Origin of the sequence: Sphingopyxis sp. J-6, assembly GCF_046603995.1 — a bacterium.
In the GTDB taxonomy this organism is placed as follows: domain Bacteria; phylum Pseudomonadota; class Alphaproteobacteria; order Sphingomonadales; family Sphingomonadaceae; genus Sphingopyxis.
In genome coordinates this window covers 693381-709824 of record NZ_CP145810.1, presented here as the reverse complement: position 1 = coordinate 709824, position 16444 = coordinate 693381, and the positions used below count along the sequence as shown (strand labels likewise).

General features: G+C 59.8%; 11 protein-coding genes and 1 pseudogene. 7 read left to right on the top strand and 5 right to left on the bottom strand.

Translation table 11 applies throughout. From position 1 onward, the window contains the following. Positions 1-12: 12 nt before the first annotated feature. The 3 genes from ndpF to V6U71_RS03555 form a co-directional block, all read right to left on the bottom strand. Positions 13-792 (bottom strand): N-formylmaleamate deformylase, encoded by a 780-nt coding sequence (gene ndpF / locus V6U71_RS03565; protein ID WP_411341007.1) that lies wholly within the window; start codon positions 790-792, stop codon positions 13-15. 10 nt (positions 793-802) lie between these two features. After that, the gene (gene ndpH, locus V6U71_RS03560; protein ID WP_156419695.1) at positions 803-1507 is read right to left on the bottom strand and encodes a maleate isomerase; all 705 of its coding nucleotides are present in this window, start codon (positions 1505-1507) and stop codon (positions 803-805) included. An 842-nt stretch (positions 1508-2349) separates the two neighbouring features. Beyond that, entirely contained in the window at positions 2350-4008 is a 1659-nt protein-coding gene (locus V6U71_RS03555; protein ID WP_411341006.1) for a TonB-dependent receptor, read from the bottom strand. Positions 4009-4138: 130 nt separating this feature from the next. On the opposite strand from V6U71_RS03555, the gene istA reads away from it, so the two are divergent. Both istA and istB read left to right on the top strand, forming a co-directional pair. After that, positions 4139-5653, top strand: a complete 1515-nt coding sequence (gene istA / locus V6U71_RS03550) for an IS21 family transposase (RefSeq protein ID WP_068878314.1) — start codon at positions 4139-4141, stop codon at positions 5651-5653. Then, positions 5640-6368: an IS21-like element helper ATPase IstB gene (gene istB / locus V6U71_RS03545; protein WP_031304487.1), complete on the top strand. Its 729-nt coding sequence runs from the start codon at positions 5640-5642 to the stop codon at positions 6366-6368. The genes istA and istB overlap by 14 nt, the downstream gene beginning before the upstream one ends. A gap of 96 nt (positions 6369-6464) precedes the next feature. Here istB and V6U71_RS03540 read toward each other — a convergent pair whose 3' ends face one another. Beyond that, the gene (locus V6U71_RS03540; RefSeq protein WP_411341005.1) at positions 6465-7166 is read right to left on the bottom strand and encodes a TonB-dependent receptor; all 702 of its coding nucleotides are present in this window, start codon (positions 7164-7166) and stop codon (positions 6465-6467) included. A 723-nt stretch (positions 7167-7889) separates the two neighbouring features. On the opposite strand from V6U71_RS03540, the gene V6U71_RS03535 reads away from it, so the two are divergent. From V6U71_RS03535 to V6U71_RS03525, 3 genes and pseudogenes are all read left to right on the top strand, one after another. Next, complete coding sequence (locus V6U71_RS03535; protein WP_197411403.1) at positions 7890-9356, top strand: APC family permease; 1467 nt, start codon at positions 7890-7892, stop codon at positions 9354-9356. 179 nt (positions 9357-9535) lie between these two features. Beyond that, positions 9536-10711, top strand: a complete 1176-nt coding sequence (locus tag V6U71_RS03530; RefSeq protein WP_058537117.1) for an acyl-CoA dehydrogenase — start codon at positions 9536-9538, stop codon at positions 10709-10711. After that, a pseudogene (locus V6U71_RS03525) lies at positions 10711-11874 on the top strand (CaiB/BaiF CoA transferase family protein). Before V6U71_RS03530 ends, V6U71_RS03525 begins: the two are co-directional and overlap by 1 nt. 660 nt (positions 11875-12534) lie before the next feature. Here V6U71_RS03525 and V6U71_RS03520 read toward each other — a convergent pair. Continuing rightward, the gene (locus tag V6U71_RS03520; protein ID WP_058537118.1) at positions 12535-13020 is read right to left on the bottom strand and encodes a nuclear transport factor 2 family protein; all 486 of its coding nucleotides are present in this window, start codon (positions 13018-13020) and stop codon (positions 12535-12537) included. Between the two features lie 544 nt (positions 13021-13564). On the opposite strand from V6U71_RS03520, the gene V6U71_RS03515 reads away from it, so the two are divergent. Further along, on the top strand, positions 13565-14755 hold the full coding sequence (locus V6U71_RS03515; RefSeq protein ID WP_058537119.1) for an MFS transporter: 1191 nt from the start codon (positions 13565-13567) through the stop codon (positions 14753-14755). A gap of 166 nt (positions 14756-14921) precedes the next feature. Beyond that, positions 14922-16352: an NAD(P)/FAD-dependent oxidoreductase gene (locus V6U71_RS03510; protein ID WP_058537120.1), complete on the top strand. Its 1431-nt coding sequence runs from the start codon at positions 14922-14924 to the stop codon at positions 16350-16352. The last annotated feature ends 92 nt before the right edge of the window (positions 16353-16444 follow it).

Genomic DNA, 16444 nt, shown 5'->3' with positions numbered 1-16444 from the left:
GCTCCAATTCTGTCAAATTCTGAAATCGCTCACGGCGCGCAAAAAACCATCAAGGTCGTCCCACGGGATCATGTGCCCCGCGCCCTCGACCGTCGTAATTGCAATGTGCGGCGCAAGGCTCTTGATCTCCGCGATGTCGGCCTCTTCGATCACCGGGGAGGCGCCGGCCACCACCAGGCGCATCGGCAGGTCGAGGTGCGGCAAGTCCTGATGGATGTCGTCGGTGTGAAAGCCCTTATAGGCGACGTCGATCGCATGAAGATCACAGCTATGAAGCCACTCCGCCCGCAACGCGCGCTGCTCTTCGGTCCAGGTAGGACAGAAGGCCTTCATGTCATCCGCTGAACAGCCGCGCTGCGCCAACAGGATTGAGTCCTCGTACCAGGGCCACGCCGATGGATAGGGACGCCGACCGGGTCCGCTTACCGGCGGATCGACGAGGATCAGCCCGCCAAAGGCCTTCGGCGCCTTGCGCGCGGCACGGATCGCCGTGCGCGCGCCCATCGAATGACCAAGAACGATGGGCGCTTCCATGCCCAGCGCCTGGACAAGCGCGACAGCATCGTCCGCCATCGCGTCGAGCGAATAGTCAAGGTCGCCCCCTTGGCTGAGCCCGCGTCCGCGCACATCCAGAACATGGACTTCGAAATGCGCCGAAAGAGGCTCTGTAACGAAGTCCCAGGTGACCGCCGGCGAGGTAATCCCCGGTATCAGCAGCATTTGCGGACCGCCCTCACCGTGCTGGATCAGGTGGTGCCGGATGCCGTTCGCATGGACGTTATAGCCGCGCATCGCCATCCCCTTAATAGGCACCGGAAAGCAGCGTGCCGCCACCGGGCACCCGCGTGTCGAGATCGAGCGACCTCAGCATCGCCCATGTTGTGGCGATCGCCGCCGTCAGGACGGGCTTGCCGACCTGCGCCTCGACAATCGAGACGGCGGGCAGCGAAGGCATCTGCACGCATGCCGACAGCACGACCGCATCGACCTCGCCGATCTGCTCCATGCTGGCGACAATGCCGGGAAGACGGGCCGGGTCGTGCGCGGCAACCGCGAGATTGTCGGAAATCTCAAGCGCGCGCCACTCCACCACTTCCACACCCTCGCTGCGGATATAATCGACGACCATCTCCGTCAGCGGCTTCATATAGGGAGCAACGATGGCGACCTTCTTGGCGCCAATCGCCTTAATGCCATCGACAAGCGCTCCGGCGGAGGAGACGACGGGCGCCGAATTGCCGCTGTCGACGGTGACCTGGTGCAGCCGGGCCTGTGACTCGCGATGATAGCCCTGCCCCATCGACATGATGGCGACGAGGCAGGCATAGCCCATCACATCGACCGCAGCGTCGGACAACTCAAGCGCGCAGCGATCGCTCGCCGCATCCATCGCGGCCAATTCTTCTTTCGTGACATGCTTCATCCGCATGCGCGAGGAATGGAATGTGAAGCGCTCGGGCGAAATCGTCTCACGCGCGCGCAGAAGCGCCGGAATTTCCGTTTCCATCGTCACGTTGGAGCTCGGCACGATCTGGCCGATGCGATAGGTTCTCATCAGAGTCTCCTTGTAGCTAGGAGTGGTAATAATTCGTCATTCGTATAAATTCAAGGAGAATTGACCGCTCGAACGGCTCCGGGTGCACCATTGAGCCGGGGCGTCGGCGCGCGACCGCAAGGTCGCCTTCTCTTCAAGATGCCATGCATAAATATCACAGATAAAACATGGTATTATGATACCCTCTCAGGACCAAATTCCAGCTTGAATCGAACAGCTCACGCCGTGCACCATGGCGGTCGAGACCCGCGCCGCTCGACAATAGCAAGGGATCAGGATCCAAGATTAAATTCTGCGCCCGCCGGATTTCTGCAAGGCGCTCATGATTCCTGCCCAGCAGCTAAACGGCCGCGCCGCGAATCCAGGGGAATTGGCAGGAACCTGTGCGCTATTTTCGCGGCCTGTCGTCCATCGCGTGAGCATCCCTCACGAGTTCAACGCGTCGCGCCACGGCCGCGATACATCGAATGAAAAGCAGGCGGTCAGTGGGGGGTTGGGGTCAGAACCCATCGAAAGATCGATCCCCAACGATCTGCGCCGAAGATTGATGAAGGCGGTTCGAGATCGGTCGAACGCCCGCTCGCAGTCAACAAAAACAACAAGCAGCTACCCCCGCGGCAGTTCCTTGCTTCTGGTCCGGACGCCCGTCCGACCGTGCACCCTGCCCCAGGTCAGCGCCTGCCGCCCAAGCTCAGCGGGCGGGCCTGGCGTTTCTCCCGGATTGCCTCCTCCTCACTGCAGCGATGCAGCGAGGAGGAAGTGTTTGGCCAATTACTTGTTGACGGTCCCTTCGGTTAGAACCGGATGGTAGCATCCACACTATATGTACGCGGCGTGCCACGAATCAGATAGTCCAGCCCGGCGAACCTCAGGCCCAGACCGTAGGTGAAATACTTTTCGTTGAAGAGGTTCTTCACCCCTGCGCCAACCGAAAAGCGATCCGTATTATAGGCCAGTCGCGCATTGGCGACCCAATAGCCCGACTGAGACACAGTCGCCGTTTCCGCGATGTCGAAAAAGACGCGCGAGGTATAAGTGCCGTCGAGATTAAGATCGACCGTTCCGTCATTGATCTCCGCCAGCACGAAATCGCCGGTGAGATTGAGGCTGAACTTGGCGGCGTTGGATATCTGGTTCCCGGAGACATCGATGCCGCTCGAACCCGACACGGTCGCATCACCGCTATATTTTGGATCCAATACGCCCACGCCGACGCCAAGCGTCACCCGATCGACCGGCCGCGCGGTGATGTCAGCCTCGAAACCGCGGACACGCGCGCCACTGATCGAACGGAGCGGAAACAGGCCGCCCGCCTCGGTCACGACGACCTGCTGGTTTTTGTAATCGGTCTGGAACAACGAACCGTTCACGGTCAGCGCGCGGTCGAGCAAGGTCGATTTGAACCCGAACTCATAAGTCCGCGCGGTCTCAGGCGGCGCGAAGGTGATTTCGGAGGGATCGCTGAAGGCCTGCGCATTCACAGCGCCGCTGCGATAGCCTTCGCGCATGGAGGCGTAGAGCAAGACGTCTTCAGTTGGCTTCCAATTGGCCCCCACCTCGAAACTGGTATTGTTGAAGGTGCGGCGATCAGAAAAGTTGCTGATCGTCGGGACCGCGACGGGGTCTACGTTATCGCCGAGGAATGCGTTGAAATTCGAAACAGCGACCTTGTCCCGGCTGAAACGCACACCGCCGTACATGGAAAGTGTGTCGGTTATTTCGAAGTCGCCGCGAAGATAACCCGCATAGCTTCTACGCTTCTGGTCGAAGCTGTTCGACTGGATAAAGCCCGTCCCGGTGGGCGTAAAGCCGAAGGTGCAGGCCGCGCCGCAGCCCGGATCCGTGAGCAGCGAATAATCAAAGCCGGCGTTTACCGAGTCATAGGTATAGATGAGGCCCGCTTGGACATTGAACGGCCCGTCAAACGATGTCGCCAGCCGCAGATCCTGGACGAACTGCTTCATGTCTTTGCCGAAGGTAACGATAGGATCGTCCACCTCGATAACGAGACCGTCATCGTCGCCAATGTCGACCCATTTTCCCCAGTCATAGGTCGTCACGGAGGTCAGCCTGAGGACGTCGGACGCGTCCCAGTTCATGATAAGGTTGAACCCGTTGCTGCGGATCGTGCGTTCGGGCGTGCTGTTGGTAGCCGTCTCAAAGAATCCAAGGCCGTCGCGGTTCGACCCGGGGAGGTTCGACAGATTGTTGCCGGGAAAAAGAATAGCGGGATCGTTAAAGTCGATGTTTCCCGCGAACGGCGCGTAATTGCGGCCACCGCTCCTGACGTGGTTGAAGCGCAGCGTCGCCTCGAAGTTGTCCGCGGGCTCGAACTGCAGCGCCGCGCGGAACGAGAAGACATCAGTCTGGTCGAGGTCCCCAAGGCCGGGCGTGACGTTCTTGAGAACCCCCGTGTCGTGCACATAAAGTGCTGCAACGCGTACCGCCAGCACATCCTGGATCAGCGGTGAGGATCAGCGTGCAATAGGCACCCCCTTCGTGGGGTGATCGGCGTGCAAAAAGGACCCCTTCATCCCGGGGATTTAGTCGGCCGACTGGTTTTGATCAGTTGGCGAGAACGGGATGTTGATCGTGGAGACAGTGGTTCGGATTCGGCGTGAGCATGCAGCGGGTAAGGCGATCAAGGCGATCGCTCGTGACCTTCGTTTGTCGCGGAAGGTCGTCCGCAAAGCGATCCGGTCGCCGGAGGCGGCGTTCAACTATCAGCGCAAAGTCCAGCCTTTACCGCGGATTGGCCCCTATCAGGAACGGCTCGATGTGCTTCTCGAGGAGAACGAGGCGCGAGGTCGCCGCGACCGGCTGCGGATGACGCGTATCCATGATCTGCTTGCGCGTGAAGGGTTCGAAGGTTCCTATGACGCGGTGCGCCGCTATGCGGCGCGCTGGCGTGCTGCGCGTCGGAAGGATGCCGGCGAAGGTGCACCGGCGTTCATCCCGATGACCTTCCAGCCCGGCGAGGCCTACCAGTTCGACTGGAGCCATGAGGATGTGGAGATCGCCGGCAAGCCGATGCGGATAAAGGTTGCGCACGCTCGTCTCTGCGCATCGCGCACGCCTTATGTCCGGGCCTATCCGCGTGAGAGCCAGGAGATGCTGTTCGATGCCCATGCTCGGGCGTTCGCTTTCTTCGGCGGCGTGCCCCGGCGCGGTATCTACGATAATATGAAGACGGCGGTGACGAGCGTGTTCACCGGCAAGGAGCGCGTGTTCAACCGCCGCTTCCTGATCATGACCGATCATTACATGGTCGAGCCGACGGCCTGCTCACCAGCAGCGGGATGGGAGAAGGGCCAGGTTGAGCAGCAAGTCCAGACGATCCGGGGCCGCTTCTTCCAGCCGCGGCTTCGGTTCGCCAGCCTGGCCGAGCTCAACGGGTGGCTGGAGGCGGAGTGCCGACGCTGGGCCGAGCATCACGCCCACCCCGAGCGCAGCGACATCACCGTCGCCGAGGCGCTGGAGATGGAACGACCGGCCCTGCAGCCGATCCTGGCACCGTTCGACGGCTTCCATGAGAGCGAGCATGCCGTCACCGGCACCTGCCTCATCAGCTTCGATCGGAACCGCTACTCGGTCATGTCGACGGCCGCGCGCCGGACCGTGCAGGTGCGTGCCTATGCCGATCGTATCGTCATCCGTTGCGGCGAAGAGATCGTCGGGGAGCATGAGCGCCACTTCGGTCGGAACCGCACCATCTACGATCCTTGGCATTATCTGCCGGTCCTCGCGCACAAGCCCGGCGCGCTCCGTAACGGGGCGCCGTTCCAGGACTGGGATCTGCCGCCCGCGTTGCATCGATTACGGCGAAGGCTCGGCACCGGGGACGAGGCGGATCGCAGGTTCGTGCGGGTCCTCTCGGCGGTGCTCACCGATGGCCTGGAGCCGGTAGAGGCTGCCGTGCGCGAAGCGTTGGCGAACGGAACGGCCAGCGACGAGCTGATCCTCAACATCCTCTCCCGGCGCCGCGAGCCGGCGACACCCCACAGCATCGTCACTTCGGAAGACCGGATGCTGCAGCATCCTCCGCTCGCCGACTGTGCCCGCTATGATCTGCTGCGAGGCTATGATGCAGCGGCATGATATGATCGACACGATGCGCGGCCTCGGACTCAAGGGCATGGCGGCGGCGTTCGACGAGGCGGTCACCACCGGCCTCCAGCGCAAGCGCACCACCATGGAGATACTGACCGACCTGCTCCGTGCTGAGGCGACCCACCGGGATGCAGCCTCCATCCGCTATCGGATGACGGCTGCGAGGCTGCCCGTGGTGAAGGACCTGGAGCGGTTCAGCTTCGAGGGCACACCGATCAATGAGGAGATGATCCGCTCCCTTCACGATGGCTCCTTCCTCCCGCCTCGCCGCAATATCGTGCTGGTCGGCGGCACGGGGACAGGCAAGACCCACCTCGCCATCGCGATCACCGCCAATGTCGTGCGAAGGGGCGCTCGCGCCCGCTACTTCAACACCGTCGATCTGGTGACACGCCTCGAAGAGGAGACCCGGATCGGCAAAGGCGGGACCCTGGCGGCGCAGCTGTCGCGGCTCGACCTGATCGTGCTCGACGAGCTCGGTTATCTGCCGTTCGCCCGCTCGGGAGGGCAGTTGCTGTTCCACCTCATCAGCAAGCTTTATGAGCGGACCAGCGTCATCATCACCACGAACCTCGCCTTCGGCGAATGGCCGACCGTGTTCGGCGATCCCAAGATGACCACGGCGCTGCTCGACCGCGTCACCCACCACTGCGATATCGTCGAGACGGGCAACGACAGCTGGCGCTTCAAAAACCGCAGCTGACAGCCACCTTCGGCGCCTTCAAAAATCTATCTTGCGCTGCGCGCGCCTCCGGTCGGGCTACGCCCGCCCTCCGCCGCACGCAGCGCAAGGCCATCTTCAACAAACCAGCATCATATTATCCGAAAAGGGGGTCCCTCTTCGACGCCGATCGGGGGTCCCTTTTGAACGCCGTTTGACAATCAGCGGGGCCTGCAGCGCACCTTGCAGCCGAACGCGATTGAAATTGCCATAGCTGCCCGTCACATAGCCCTCGGTCGAAAAGCCGGGCTTTTTCGTGACGATGTTCACGGCGCCGCCTGTCGCATTCTTGCCGTAGAGCGTGCCCTGCGGGCCGCGCAGCACCTCGACGCGCTCGACGTCATAGAGAGGCATCGTCTCGAACGTCGACAGACCGCGGATGCCTTCGTCGATATAGATTGCGATCGGCTTGCTCTGATTGGCGGAATAGTCGGTCGAAGAAATACCGCGAATGACAAAGTTGGGCGGGCCACCTTCACCGAAAGGGTAGTTCACCTGCGAGTTCGGCGAAAGCGTAATCAAATCGGAAATCTGCACCGCTTGGCGCTTCTCGATCGACTCACCGCCAAAGGCTGAAATGGCGACCGGTACGTCCTGAAGACGTTGCTCGCGGCGCTGTGCGGTAACGATGATATCGCCGGAGCCGCTTGCGGCCGTTGCACCCGATTCAGGCTCCGCACTCTCCTGGGCATAAGCCTTCGAGGGAGCTGCGAGCGGTAGCAAAGCAAGCGAAATCGCCAGTGCGGAACGGGCCGAACCCCTAGTCAATCGAGCAGTCATTATACTTCTCCCTTTTTTGCATAGTTCATCCCCGCCGGTCGAGAGCACCCTGCCAATGCGCAAGCCACTCCCCGTTTGCCTCGGCCGAGGCGCCCCTCAGCATTTGAGATTTCCTCACCTCACACCCCTGCGCGGGAAACAGAATCCGCCATCGGGAGGAGCTCGGTCATGCAAAAATGCAGTAAATTATTCTGCCGCATAATTAAGGTGGTTGTCAATGGTTATGCGAACCCACTGGCAAGAACCCCCGGCCGCAAATCCGCTGGGAAGCGTGGCCCACAGTTTAACATCATTTTATCAACTATTTAACTACGTTATAATATCCGCAGTGTCACACCAGACCTGCCACCTGTCCGCATCTGGAAAAAATCATCAATCGCATAAATTAGTTGCGAACGGTGACGAAATTGCTACGAATTCGAGACGCTCGCGGCCGAGTCGATTTCTCGAACGACCTCGCAAGCGGCAGTTTGACATCCGCTGGCGCCGACGCGGGTCTTGTGAAATCGGGCGTGAACGAAATGGGGGCAAGGCGGATGCGCAATCTGGACTTGGCGATATCCGCAGCAAACGCTCTTGATCGCATACCTTTTTTCGGGGCTGCAATGGGCCATCGAAGGCTGGCGCGCAGAGCGCAGCGGTTTCGGGGAGCTCGTCGAGATCAAGGCCGCCGTCGTTACGATCAGCATCTGACGCAACCGAAAGCCGTTCATGGAGATACGCATGACACAAATTAATGCCGCCACTGCATCGGCACTCGTTCCGTCTCCCGTCGAGAGCGAGACCGTTGCACTGCCGCGCTCGCTGAGTACTTTTCGGCTGGCCGTCTTTGTCATCGCCGCTGTCGCGCCGCTCGCCTGCGTTATCGGGGTGCTCCCCGTAGCGTTGGTGTTCGGCAGTGGAACCGCCCTGCCGCTTGCCTTCGTCATTTCGACGGTCGTCACGGCATTGTTCGCAGTGGGCTATTCCGCGTTCAGTCGAGAGGTGCTGGTTGGCGGCGCATTTTACACCTACATTGCACGCGGCCTTGGCCCGATCACCGGTCTAGGGGCAGCCGGCGTCGCGGTAGTCTCTTACACCATGTTCGTGCCTGGGGGCTTCAGTTATCTCGGTTATATGATGCAGACCACGTTCAGCGACTTGCTCGGATTTAACCTTCATTGGGTAGTTTATTCGCTGACGGCCTGGGTCGTGATCGGTTTCTTCGGCCTTCGCCAGATCGACTTCAGCGCCCGGGTCGTGCTGGCCGTCATCCTTATCGAGTTCATGCTGCTGCTGTTTTTCGATGCCATCCTTGTCGGACAGTTGGGCGGGGCGGCATTCCCGACGCAGTCGTTGGATATCGGTGGTCTGACGACTGGCGCGCCGGGTGTTGCGATCCTGCTCGCGTTCACCTGCTACTTCGGCATCGAGTCTGCCGCTCTGTTTTCCGAGGAGGCTAAATCGCCTCAGAAATCTGTGTCGCGGGCCACCTACATCGCGATATTCACCATCGGCATCTTCTACTTCGTCACATCGTGGATCACCGTAGGCGCAATAGGACCCGACAACATCAAAGGCATACCCGAAGCAGACGTCGGACTCATCTACTTTAAGCTCAGCAATCAGTACGTCAGCGGTGCATTCACCACCATCATCCAGGTCGCGCTGGTCACCAGCATGTTTGCTACCGTCCTTTCGATGCATAATGTGGCCGCGCGCTATTTATTCGTCCTCGGCCGTCAGGGCTGCTTGCCCCGCGCTCTCGGCCGGGCGCATCCTGTCCATGGCTCGCCCTCTGCGGCCAGCGCCACCGTTTCAGTCGTCGCGCTCGTCGTCTTCACGAGCGCTGCTTATCTGGGGCTGCACCCGATGCTCGGACTGGGGCTGATCGTCCTGGGTTTTGCAGCCGTTGGCGTGATGTTCATGCAGGCGCTCACCAGCCTGGCGGTGGTGTCGTATTTCCGGGAGCATCCCGAGCGCCACCTTTGGCAGCACGTTATTGCACCGATTTTGGCGTTTGTCGGCCTGTTGGTGGCGCTGTACTTCGCCGTCAACAATTTTGAGTACCTTAGCGGTAGCCAGAATCCGGTGGTCAATCGATTGCCAATTGGCATCCCGGTCGCGATGGCCGCAGGCATAGGGTTCGGACTGTGGCTGCGCCGGTATCGGCCTTCCCGGTTCGCCGCCATTCAGCTGGACGAGTCGTGATCCCGTCATATCGGACGGAAAAATTCGAACGGTCGCTGGGCCCTCATTCCTCGGGCATGGCGGAATCCATGCAACAAGGGGAGCTCCACCTCCAGCCTAGACCTCCGGTTTGTTGGCTTTGATTTCCATAAGCGACGCATGCTTCGCATCGCAATTTTCAATTTCTGATTGGATTTTAGATGCAGCGTTTTTCATGGGCGGACCCCTTTCAGCTTGAAGACCAGCTGACGGAAGAAGAGCGCATGATCCGCGATGCGGCGCGGGCCTACGCTCAAAACGAGCTGCAGCCCCGTGTCACCCAAGCCTATGCACAAGAACACACAGACTCGGCGATTTTTGCCGAAATGGGACGTCGAGGCTTACTCGGTATCACGATACCCGAAGCGTTCGGCGGCACGGGCGCAAGTTATGTGAGTTACGGCCTCGTCGCTCGAGAGGTCGAGCGCGTTGACTCCGGCTATCGTTCGATGATGTCGGTGCAATCCTCCCTGGTCATGTACCCGATCCATGTCTTTGGCTCGGATGAGCAGAAGGCGAAGTTTCTGCCCGGCTTAGCCAGCGGCGAATTAATTGGTTGCTTTGGCCTTACTGAACCGGATGCCGGATCCGATCCGGCTGGAATGAAGACCCGAGCGCGCAAGGTCGATGGCGGATACGTGCTGACGGGGTCCAAGACCTGGATCTCGAACGCTCCGATCGCCGACGTCTTCATTGTCTGGGCGACGTCGGAAGTTCATGGCGGGAAGATCCGCGGGTTCATCCTTGAAAAGGGAACCAAGGGTCTCGACACTCCCAAGATCTCCGGAAAATTGTCACTTCGCGCCTCGATTACGGGCATGATCATGATGGACGAGGTCTTCGTGCCAGAAGATGCCCTACTGCCAGGCGTCGAAGGGATGCGCGGGCCATTCAGTTGCCTCAACCGTGCCCGCTACGGCATTAGCTGGGGCGCGCTTGGAGCGGCCGAGTTTTGCTATGCCGCTGCCCGCCAGTATGGGCTGGACCGAAAACAGTTCGGGCGACCGCTGGCAGCAACCCAGCTTTATCAGAAGAAGTTGGCGGATATGGCCACCGACATCGCTCTAGGCCTGCAGGCGAGCCTGCGGGTGGGCCGCCTGATGGACGAGGATCGCTTCGCACCCGAGATGATCTCGATGGTCAAGCGCAACAACGTCGGCAAGGCGCTCGACGTAGCACGCGCTGCTCGCGATATGCACGGCGGAAACGGCATTTCAGAAGAATATCAGGTCATCCGTCATATGGTGAACCTCGAGACGGTCAACACTTACGAGGGTACTCATGATGTCCACGCCCTGATTATCGGGCGGGCAATCACGGACATCGCGGCTTTCTGATGCAGCAAGAACCCGCAAGCGCAAGCCAGCCGCTAAAGGGCCTGAGGGTCCTTGAACTGGCCCGAATTCTGGCCGGCCCGTGGGCCGGCCAGATCCTCGGGGATCTTGGCGCTGACGTATTGAAGGTAGAAAGTCCGGACGGCGACGACACGCACAGTTGGGGGCCGCCATTTATCGACAATGGCAACGGAACACATGATGCAGCCTATTTCCACGCCTGCAATCGCGGGAAGCGTTCGATTACCGCCGACTTCGGCAATGCCCGAGATCTTGAGGAGGTGCGCCGCCTGGCGATCGAAGCCGATGTCGTTATCGAGAATTTCAAGGTGGGCGGTCTGGCCAAGTTCGGGCTGGACCATGCAAGCCTCTCGGCCTTGAACCCGCGCCTCGTATATTGCTCCATAAGTGGCTTTGGTCAGGAGGGTCCTTATGCCGCCCGTGCCGGCTATGATTTCATCGTGCAGGGTCTGAGCGGGATCATGGACCTGACCGGCGACCCGGCTGGCGCACCGCAGAAAATCGGCGTGGCCTTGGCTGACATCGTGACGGGCCTATACGCCGTCATCGGTATTCAGGCCGCCCTCACGCGCCGCGAGCGGACCGGCCGGGGCGACCATGTGGATGTTGCCCTGCTTGACTGCATGACCGGCGTCCTTGCCAATCAGGCGATGAACTACCTGGCAACGCGGGAAAATCCGGCCCGACTGGGCAACGCACATCCGAATATCGCACCCTATGCCGTGTTCCCGGCCAAGGATGGCTGACTAATTCTTGCGGTGGGCAACGATGGTCAGTTTGACCGTTTTTGCAAGGTCGTCGGGCTCGACGAACTGCCGGCGTCACCTTCATTCGCGACCAATTCTTCGCGGGTAGCCAACCGGGACGAATTGACCGCCATAATCAGCGCAGTCACGCAAAATTGGTTGCGGCACGACTTGCTGGGCGCGCTGGAGGTCGCGACAGTACCAGCCGGCCCAATCAACACGGTCGCGCAGGCACTGGCCGATCCCCAGATCGCGGCGCGCGGACTGGTGAGACAATTTGATCGGACGGGCGCATCCCCGGTCGACGGATTACGCACACCACTGATGTTTGAACATGCCGGCCTGTCTCTCGATTGCGGGTCGCCCTTGCTGGGACGAGATCAGCCCCGCTGGCTTTGACTGTTCTCACCGCGGCAGCGGGCCGCATACCGCGCGAGCTGCAACGCGGTCGAACAAGTAGCACACCCTCCGCAAATCTGAGTGACGCTCCCGATCTCGCTTCCCTGGCACGCGGTGAAGGAGGGTGCGCGGCGGATTGACCGAAGCGGAGAGGAACCCGGCCCAAGCAAGGCCGATATGCCATTCCCGTCTTGCCGGGGCTGATCTTGGCAGTCGCCGCCGCGCTGATCGAGAGGGCGGTATAGCAGACTCGCCGCATCAGACCTGGCCCCTCGTCTTCTTCGAGAGCCCGGGTCGCGATAGGCCTGACAAAGGCGTGATGGGCCGGCCAGACTTGCCGGTGGCGGCGGCTTCACAATATACCTGCGGGTCGAGCAAAGCGAGACGCCAACTTGTGGCTGCGGATTAAGAACGAAACGGGGGACAGGAATGTCGAGGATGTCGTACCCGACATCGTCGAATGGAAGCTGCGAGGATTGAAAGCACCTGCAAAAGGTCCAGAAAGAAGACCAATCCGCCCAGTTCCGGGTAACTGCCAAACGAGCCATGTCCATCATCGGGGGATTGCAATGCGTGCAGCGTCCCCGAAAACTTTATCAGGAAGGCCCATTGCTTCGAGCGGCTGTTTCAAAAAACCGCAATGGGCCTTCCCGGAAGCAATCAGTTACCGAAGCCGCCGGCCTGCCACATCTCTCGCACGACGCGCCAACCCTCAGGTTTGCGCTTCAGCACGAAAAGCTGGCGAATCGTCTCCTGCTTCGTAGTCGCGGGCGGGTTGGGCTGGCAGGTCAGCACTGCAAAAACCGAAGCCATGTCCCGCTCGGACGAGACAACCGTATCCTGGACGGCGAACGCGCAGCCCTTATTACCATTGGGACCAAGATAGGCAAACCAGTCGTCAAGGGCCTTGACGGAAGCCTCGATCCCGCGCCGCGCCGCAACATCCCCCTCGCCGGTGATAATCACATCGTCGCTGTAAAAGCGCTTGGCCAGTTCGGTCGATGTCAAACCGTCACGATTGGCCTGATCTTGGCCGGCGTAGAAGGCATGGAGTTCCTGGACAACGTCGGCCGGCGCCGCCTCTGCGGGCGCCTCGCGTGCCACCACCGCCAGCGGCGTGGCGCACGTCAATGCAAGCAGGGCCAATCGCGTCTTAAGGTTGCAAGTCATACAAATCTCCCATTTTCCTAGGAATAACGCCTCATGTACCACGCCGCGTATAATTATTTCCACGACGATTTAATTATCGATCGGCAGTTGCGCGGTGTCAAGCGAGGATTGCCGATCACGCGGCATGCCTCGCAAGTCCACCCACTCTCTCACCGCACCTTCAGGCCGGCGAAATCCCCCTTCCAAACGGCTGGGGGCAAACGCCCTCCGACCTGCGGAATGTCGCCCCATATGACGCCGCGAAATTGGAAACGCTCGTCTCGCGCAACTGTCGACAGTGCCAGCGCCGCACAGGTGATGGAACACCATGACCGGCCCGGCCTTGCCCGCGAGCCGAATCTGGGCTGGCGGTCGCTTAGAATGACAAAGTAAGGCATAAATTATGCGATTGACGAATTGATTTGCGTGTCGGATCGTAGTGGAATACAGGCAGCGGCCTTATAAGGACGAGCAACCGGGCCGGCCCGGAAGCTCGCGCGTGGCGGGCGGTTTATTGAACCGCATGGGAAAGGTGCAAGGGATGGATCGCGAGCTCGGCGTGCGTCCGGCAAGGACATTGGCAATAGCGTGCGTCCTCTACGCGCTTTCGATTATTCTGATCAATATCGCGCCGTTCTTTGTGGGGCTTTACGTCGATACACTACATATAAGTCTGAGCGAGGCCGGGTTCGTACAAACCATTGATCAAGCTGGGGGCATCGTAGGGGCCGTCCTCGGCTTCTTTCTCATGCCGCGGCTCTCCTGGCGGACGCTGGCGTTTTTCGCGGCGCTCGTGGCGACGATCGCCAATGCGGCAACGGCATTGGCCGACAGCTATGTTCTTCTGTGCCTGATCAGGTTCGTCGCGGGATTCGGGGTGGTCTTGCTGACTACGGTGTCTGCGTGCGCGCTCGCGCGGGCGCGTGTTCCGGACCGCGCATTTGGGGCAGGGCTAACGCTCGGCATGCTTCTTTCCGCCGTCGCAATTTGGGTGCTGGATGCCATAAGGTCCGATTTTGGCTACAGCGCAAGCCTCGCATCAGGCGCTCTGTGGCTATTCGTCGCCGCGGGCTTGGCGCTGCTTCTTCCTCGCGAGCTGCGCGGCAGGACGCATAAGGCCGGTGCTTTCGGCGCCGATCTGGAGCAGTCAAACGTTAGAGTGCTGGGCAAGGTCGGCCTCCTGGCACTGCTGCTCTTTTCCATAAGCGCCAATGTGGGGTTTAGCTTTACCGAACGGGTCGGCCTGGACAACGGACTGGAGCCGAGCGCAATAGCCAGTTCCTTCGCGATCGGCTGTATATTTTCGGTGGCCGGCTGCCTGATGCCGACCATATTCGGCGCTGCTGGCGGGCGGATAAAGTGGCTGGTTATTACTACTGCTCTTTTTATCATATCTCTCTGGCTCTTCTACATCGCCACAAACGTTACTTTATACGTTGTCGCCTTTTCCATATATCTTTCGGTATTTAATATGGGACTTGCTTACTACATGTCTGTAGTTGCAGAAAATGATCCGGAAGAACATTATACGCGGGCCATATATATTGTGAACGTCACCGCTCAATCGCTCGGCCCCGCAATAGGTGCGCTGATCCTGATTGGATACCCTATCGCTGCTGTGTTCCTGATTGCTCCGATACCCGCGGTAGGAGCCCTGATCCTCGTGGCTTATTATACATCGCGGCAGTCGCATAATCTGGCCGCGTCGCTCTATAATCGGCTGAAAACGTAGGTCACAGTTGGCGGATCGCCATTGTACGGCAGGCCAATTGTTCGACGTCGGAAAGGAAAGATGAAGTGGCAGGTTCGAGCGGTGAGGATGTCGATGTGGCAGCAGAGATCTTTGATTTCGGCAGCAGACAGATGTTCGATTCCTCCGATTTGAGGGCGACACTCTAATGGCAGCGGTATCTGAAGTTTCCACGGCTTGCCGGCCCGGTCGCCGTACATCGCCTCCGCATGCCGGAAAATCCTTCTGGATCCGCGACTTTGGCGATTATTCTCCAAATCGTGACCTGGATACCGATCTGCAATGCGATATCCTCGTCATCGGCGGTGGCATCGCAGGCCTCTCATCGGCCTGGCATGCCGCAAAAAGCGGCTTGGGCAAGGTCGTCCTGATCGAGAGCGAGATCATCGGCTTCGGAGCGAGCGGCCGCGCGGCAGGCTGGATCATGCCCCAGTTCGGGATGGACCAATTGTCCATCCGCAAGACATATGGCGTCGAGCGATCCAGGGCGGCCTTCGCATATTGTCGGCGCGCAACTGCTTATACGCGCGAGATCATCGAGCAAAATGGCATCGAAAGCGATTATCGCGCGCCCGGTCTTATGCGGGTGGCCTTTGACGACCGCTGGGTGGACGATCTCCATGACCTGTATTCCACCTATGAAGACATCGGTGTGGATACGGTCTCATGGCTGACCGCACCGGACGTGCAGGCCCATTATAACGGGAATACCAACTTCAAAGCGGCCATTTTCGACACGGACCTTGGTTTGCTCAACCCCTGCAAACAAGTGCGCGCCCTTAAGGGACTGGCCGAAGCGGCGGGCGTTACGGTTTATGAAAACACCCCCGCGACACATATCGAGCGACGGCCGGGCGGTGTGCGAGTGATGACTCCGGGCGGCTCTATTGGAGCGAGCAAGGTGGTGATTGCCACAAACGCTTTCACGCACCAACTGCAAGGGCCAGTCGGCCGAGAGCTCGCGCCATACCAGGCGCCGGTATTCGCGCGCGGCGCGGTGACGGAGCGTCTTTCGGACAAGCTGTGGGCGGAAATTGGTTGGAAACAGGGCAATGCGATCGAGAGCTCGCTTGATCTGTTTCACTATATGGCGCCTACCGCCGACCATCGTATCCAGTTCTATTTCATTTATTATGGCGGTCACCCCGTTCGCAATGAGATGGAACCGGCGGTCAGCGCCAAGGGGGGAGACGTCTCGCTCGCTCATCTGAAACGGATATTCCCGGCTCTTGGGGGCGTCAGATTGGAGCATAATTGGGGTGGACACATGTCGGCCACGCGTGACATGGTTCCTCACTTGACGAGTATCGGTGATCAACGCGTTATCTATATCGGTGGATGCTGGGGGCATGGTCTAGCCATCAACCACCTGCATGGCCAGACGGTCGCAGATATGTTGGCGGAACGGTCAACGGACCTCACCGATTTCTGGATTGTTGATCGGAAGCCCAAGAACTGGCCGGTTTGGCCGCTGGATTTTATCGGCAAACAGCTTGCTTGGTCTATTCTCAAGCGCAAAGTGCGTAAGCAGATTCGCGGGTCAATTTTCGAGGGATTTGACGGCGACCTCCAAGAATAGGGCTCTGTCTGCGACAAGCAGCATGTTGTCAGCTAGACGCGGCTGCCGCATCGCGACCGGCAAACGCCCTCCCCCTCGAGCCGTGACCATAT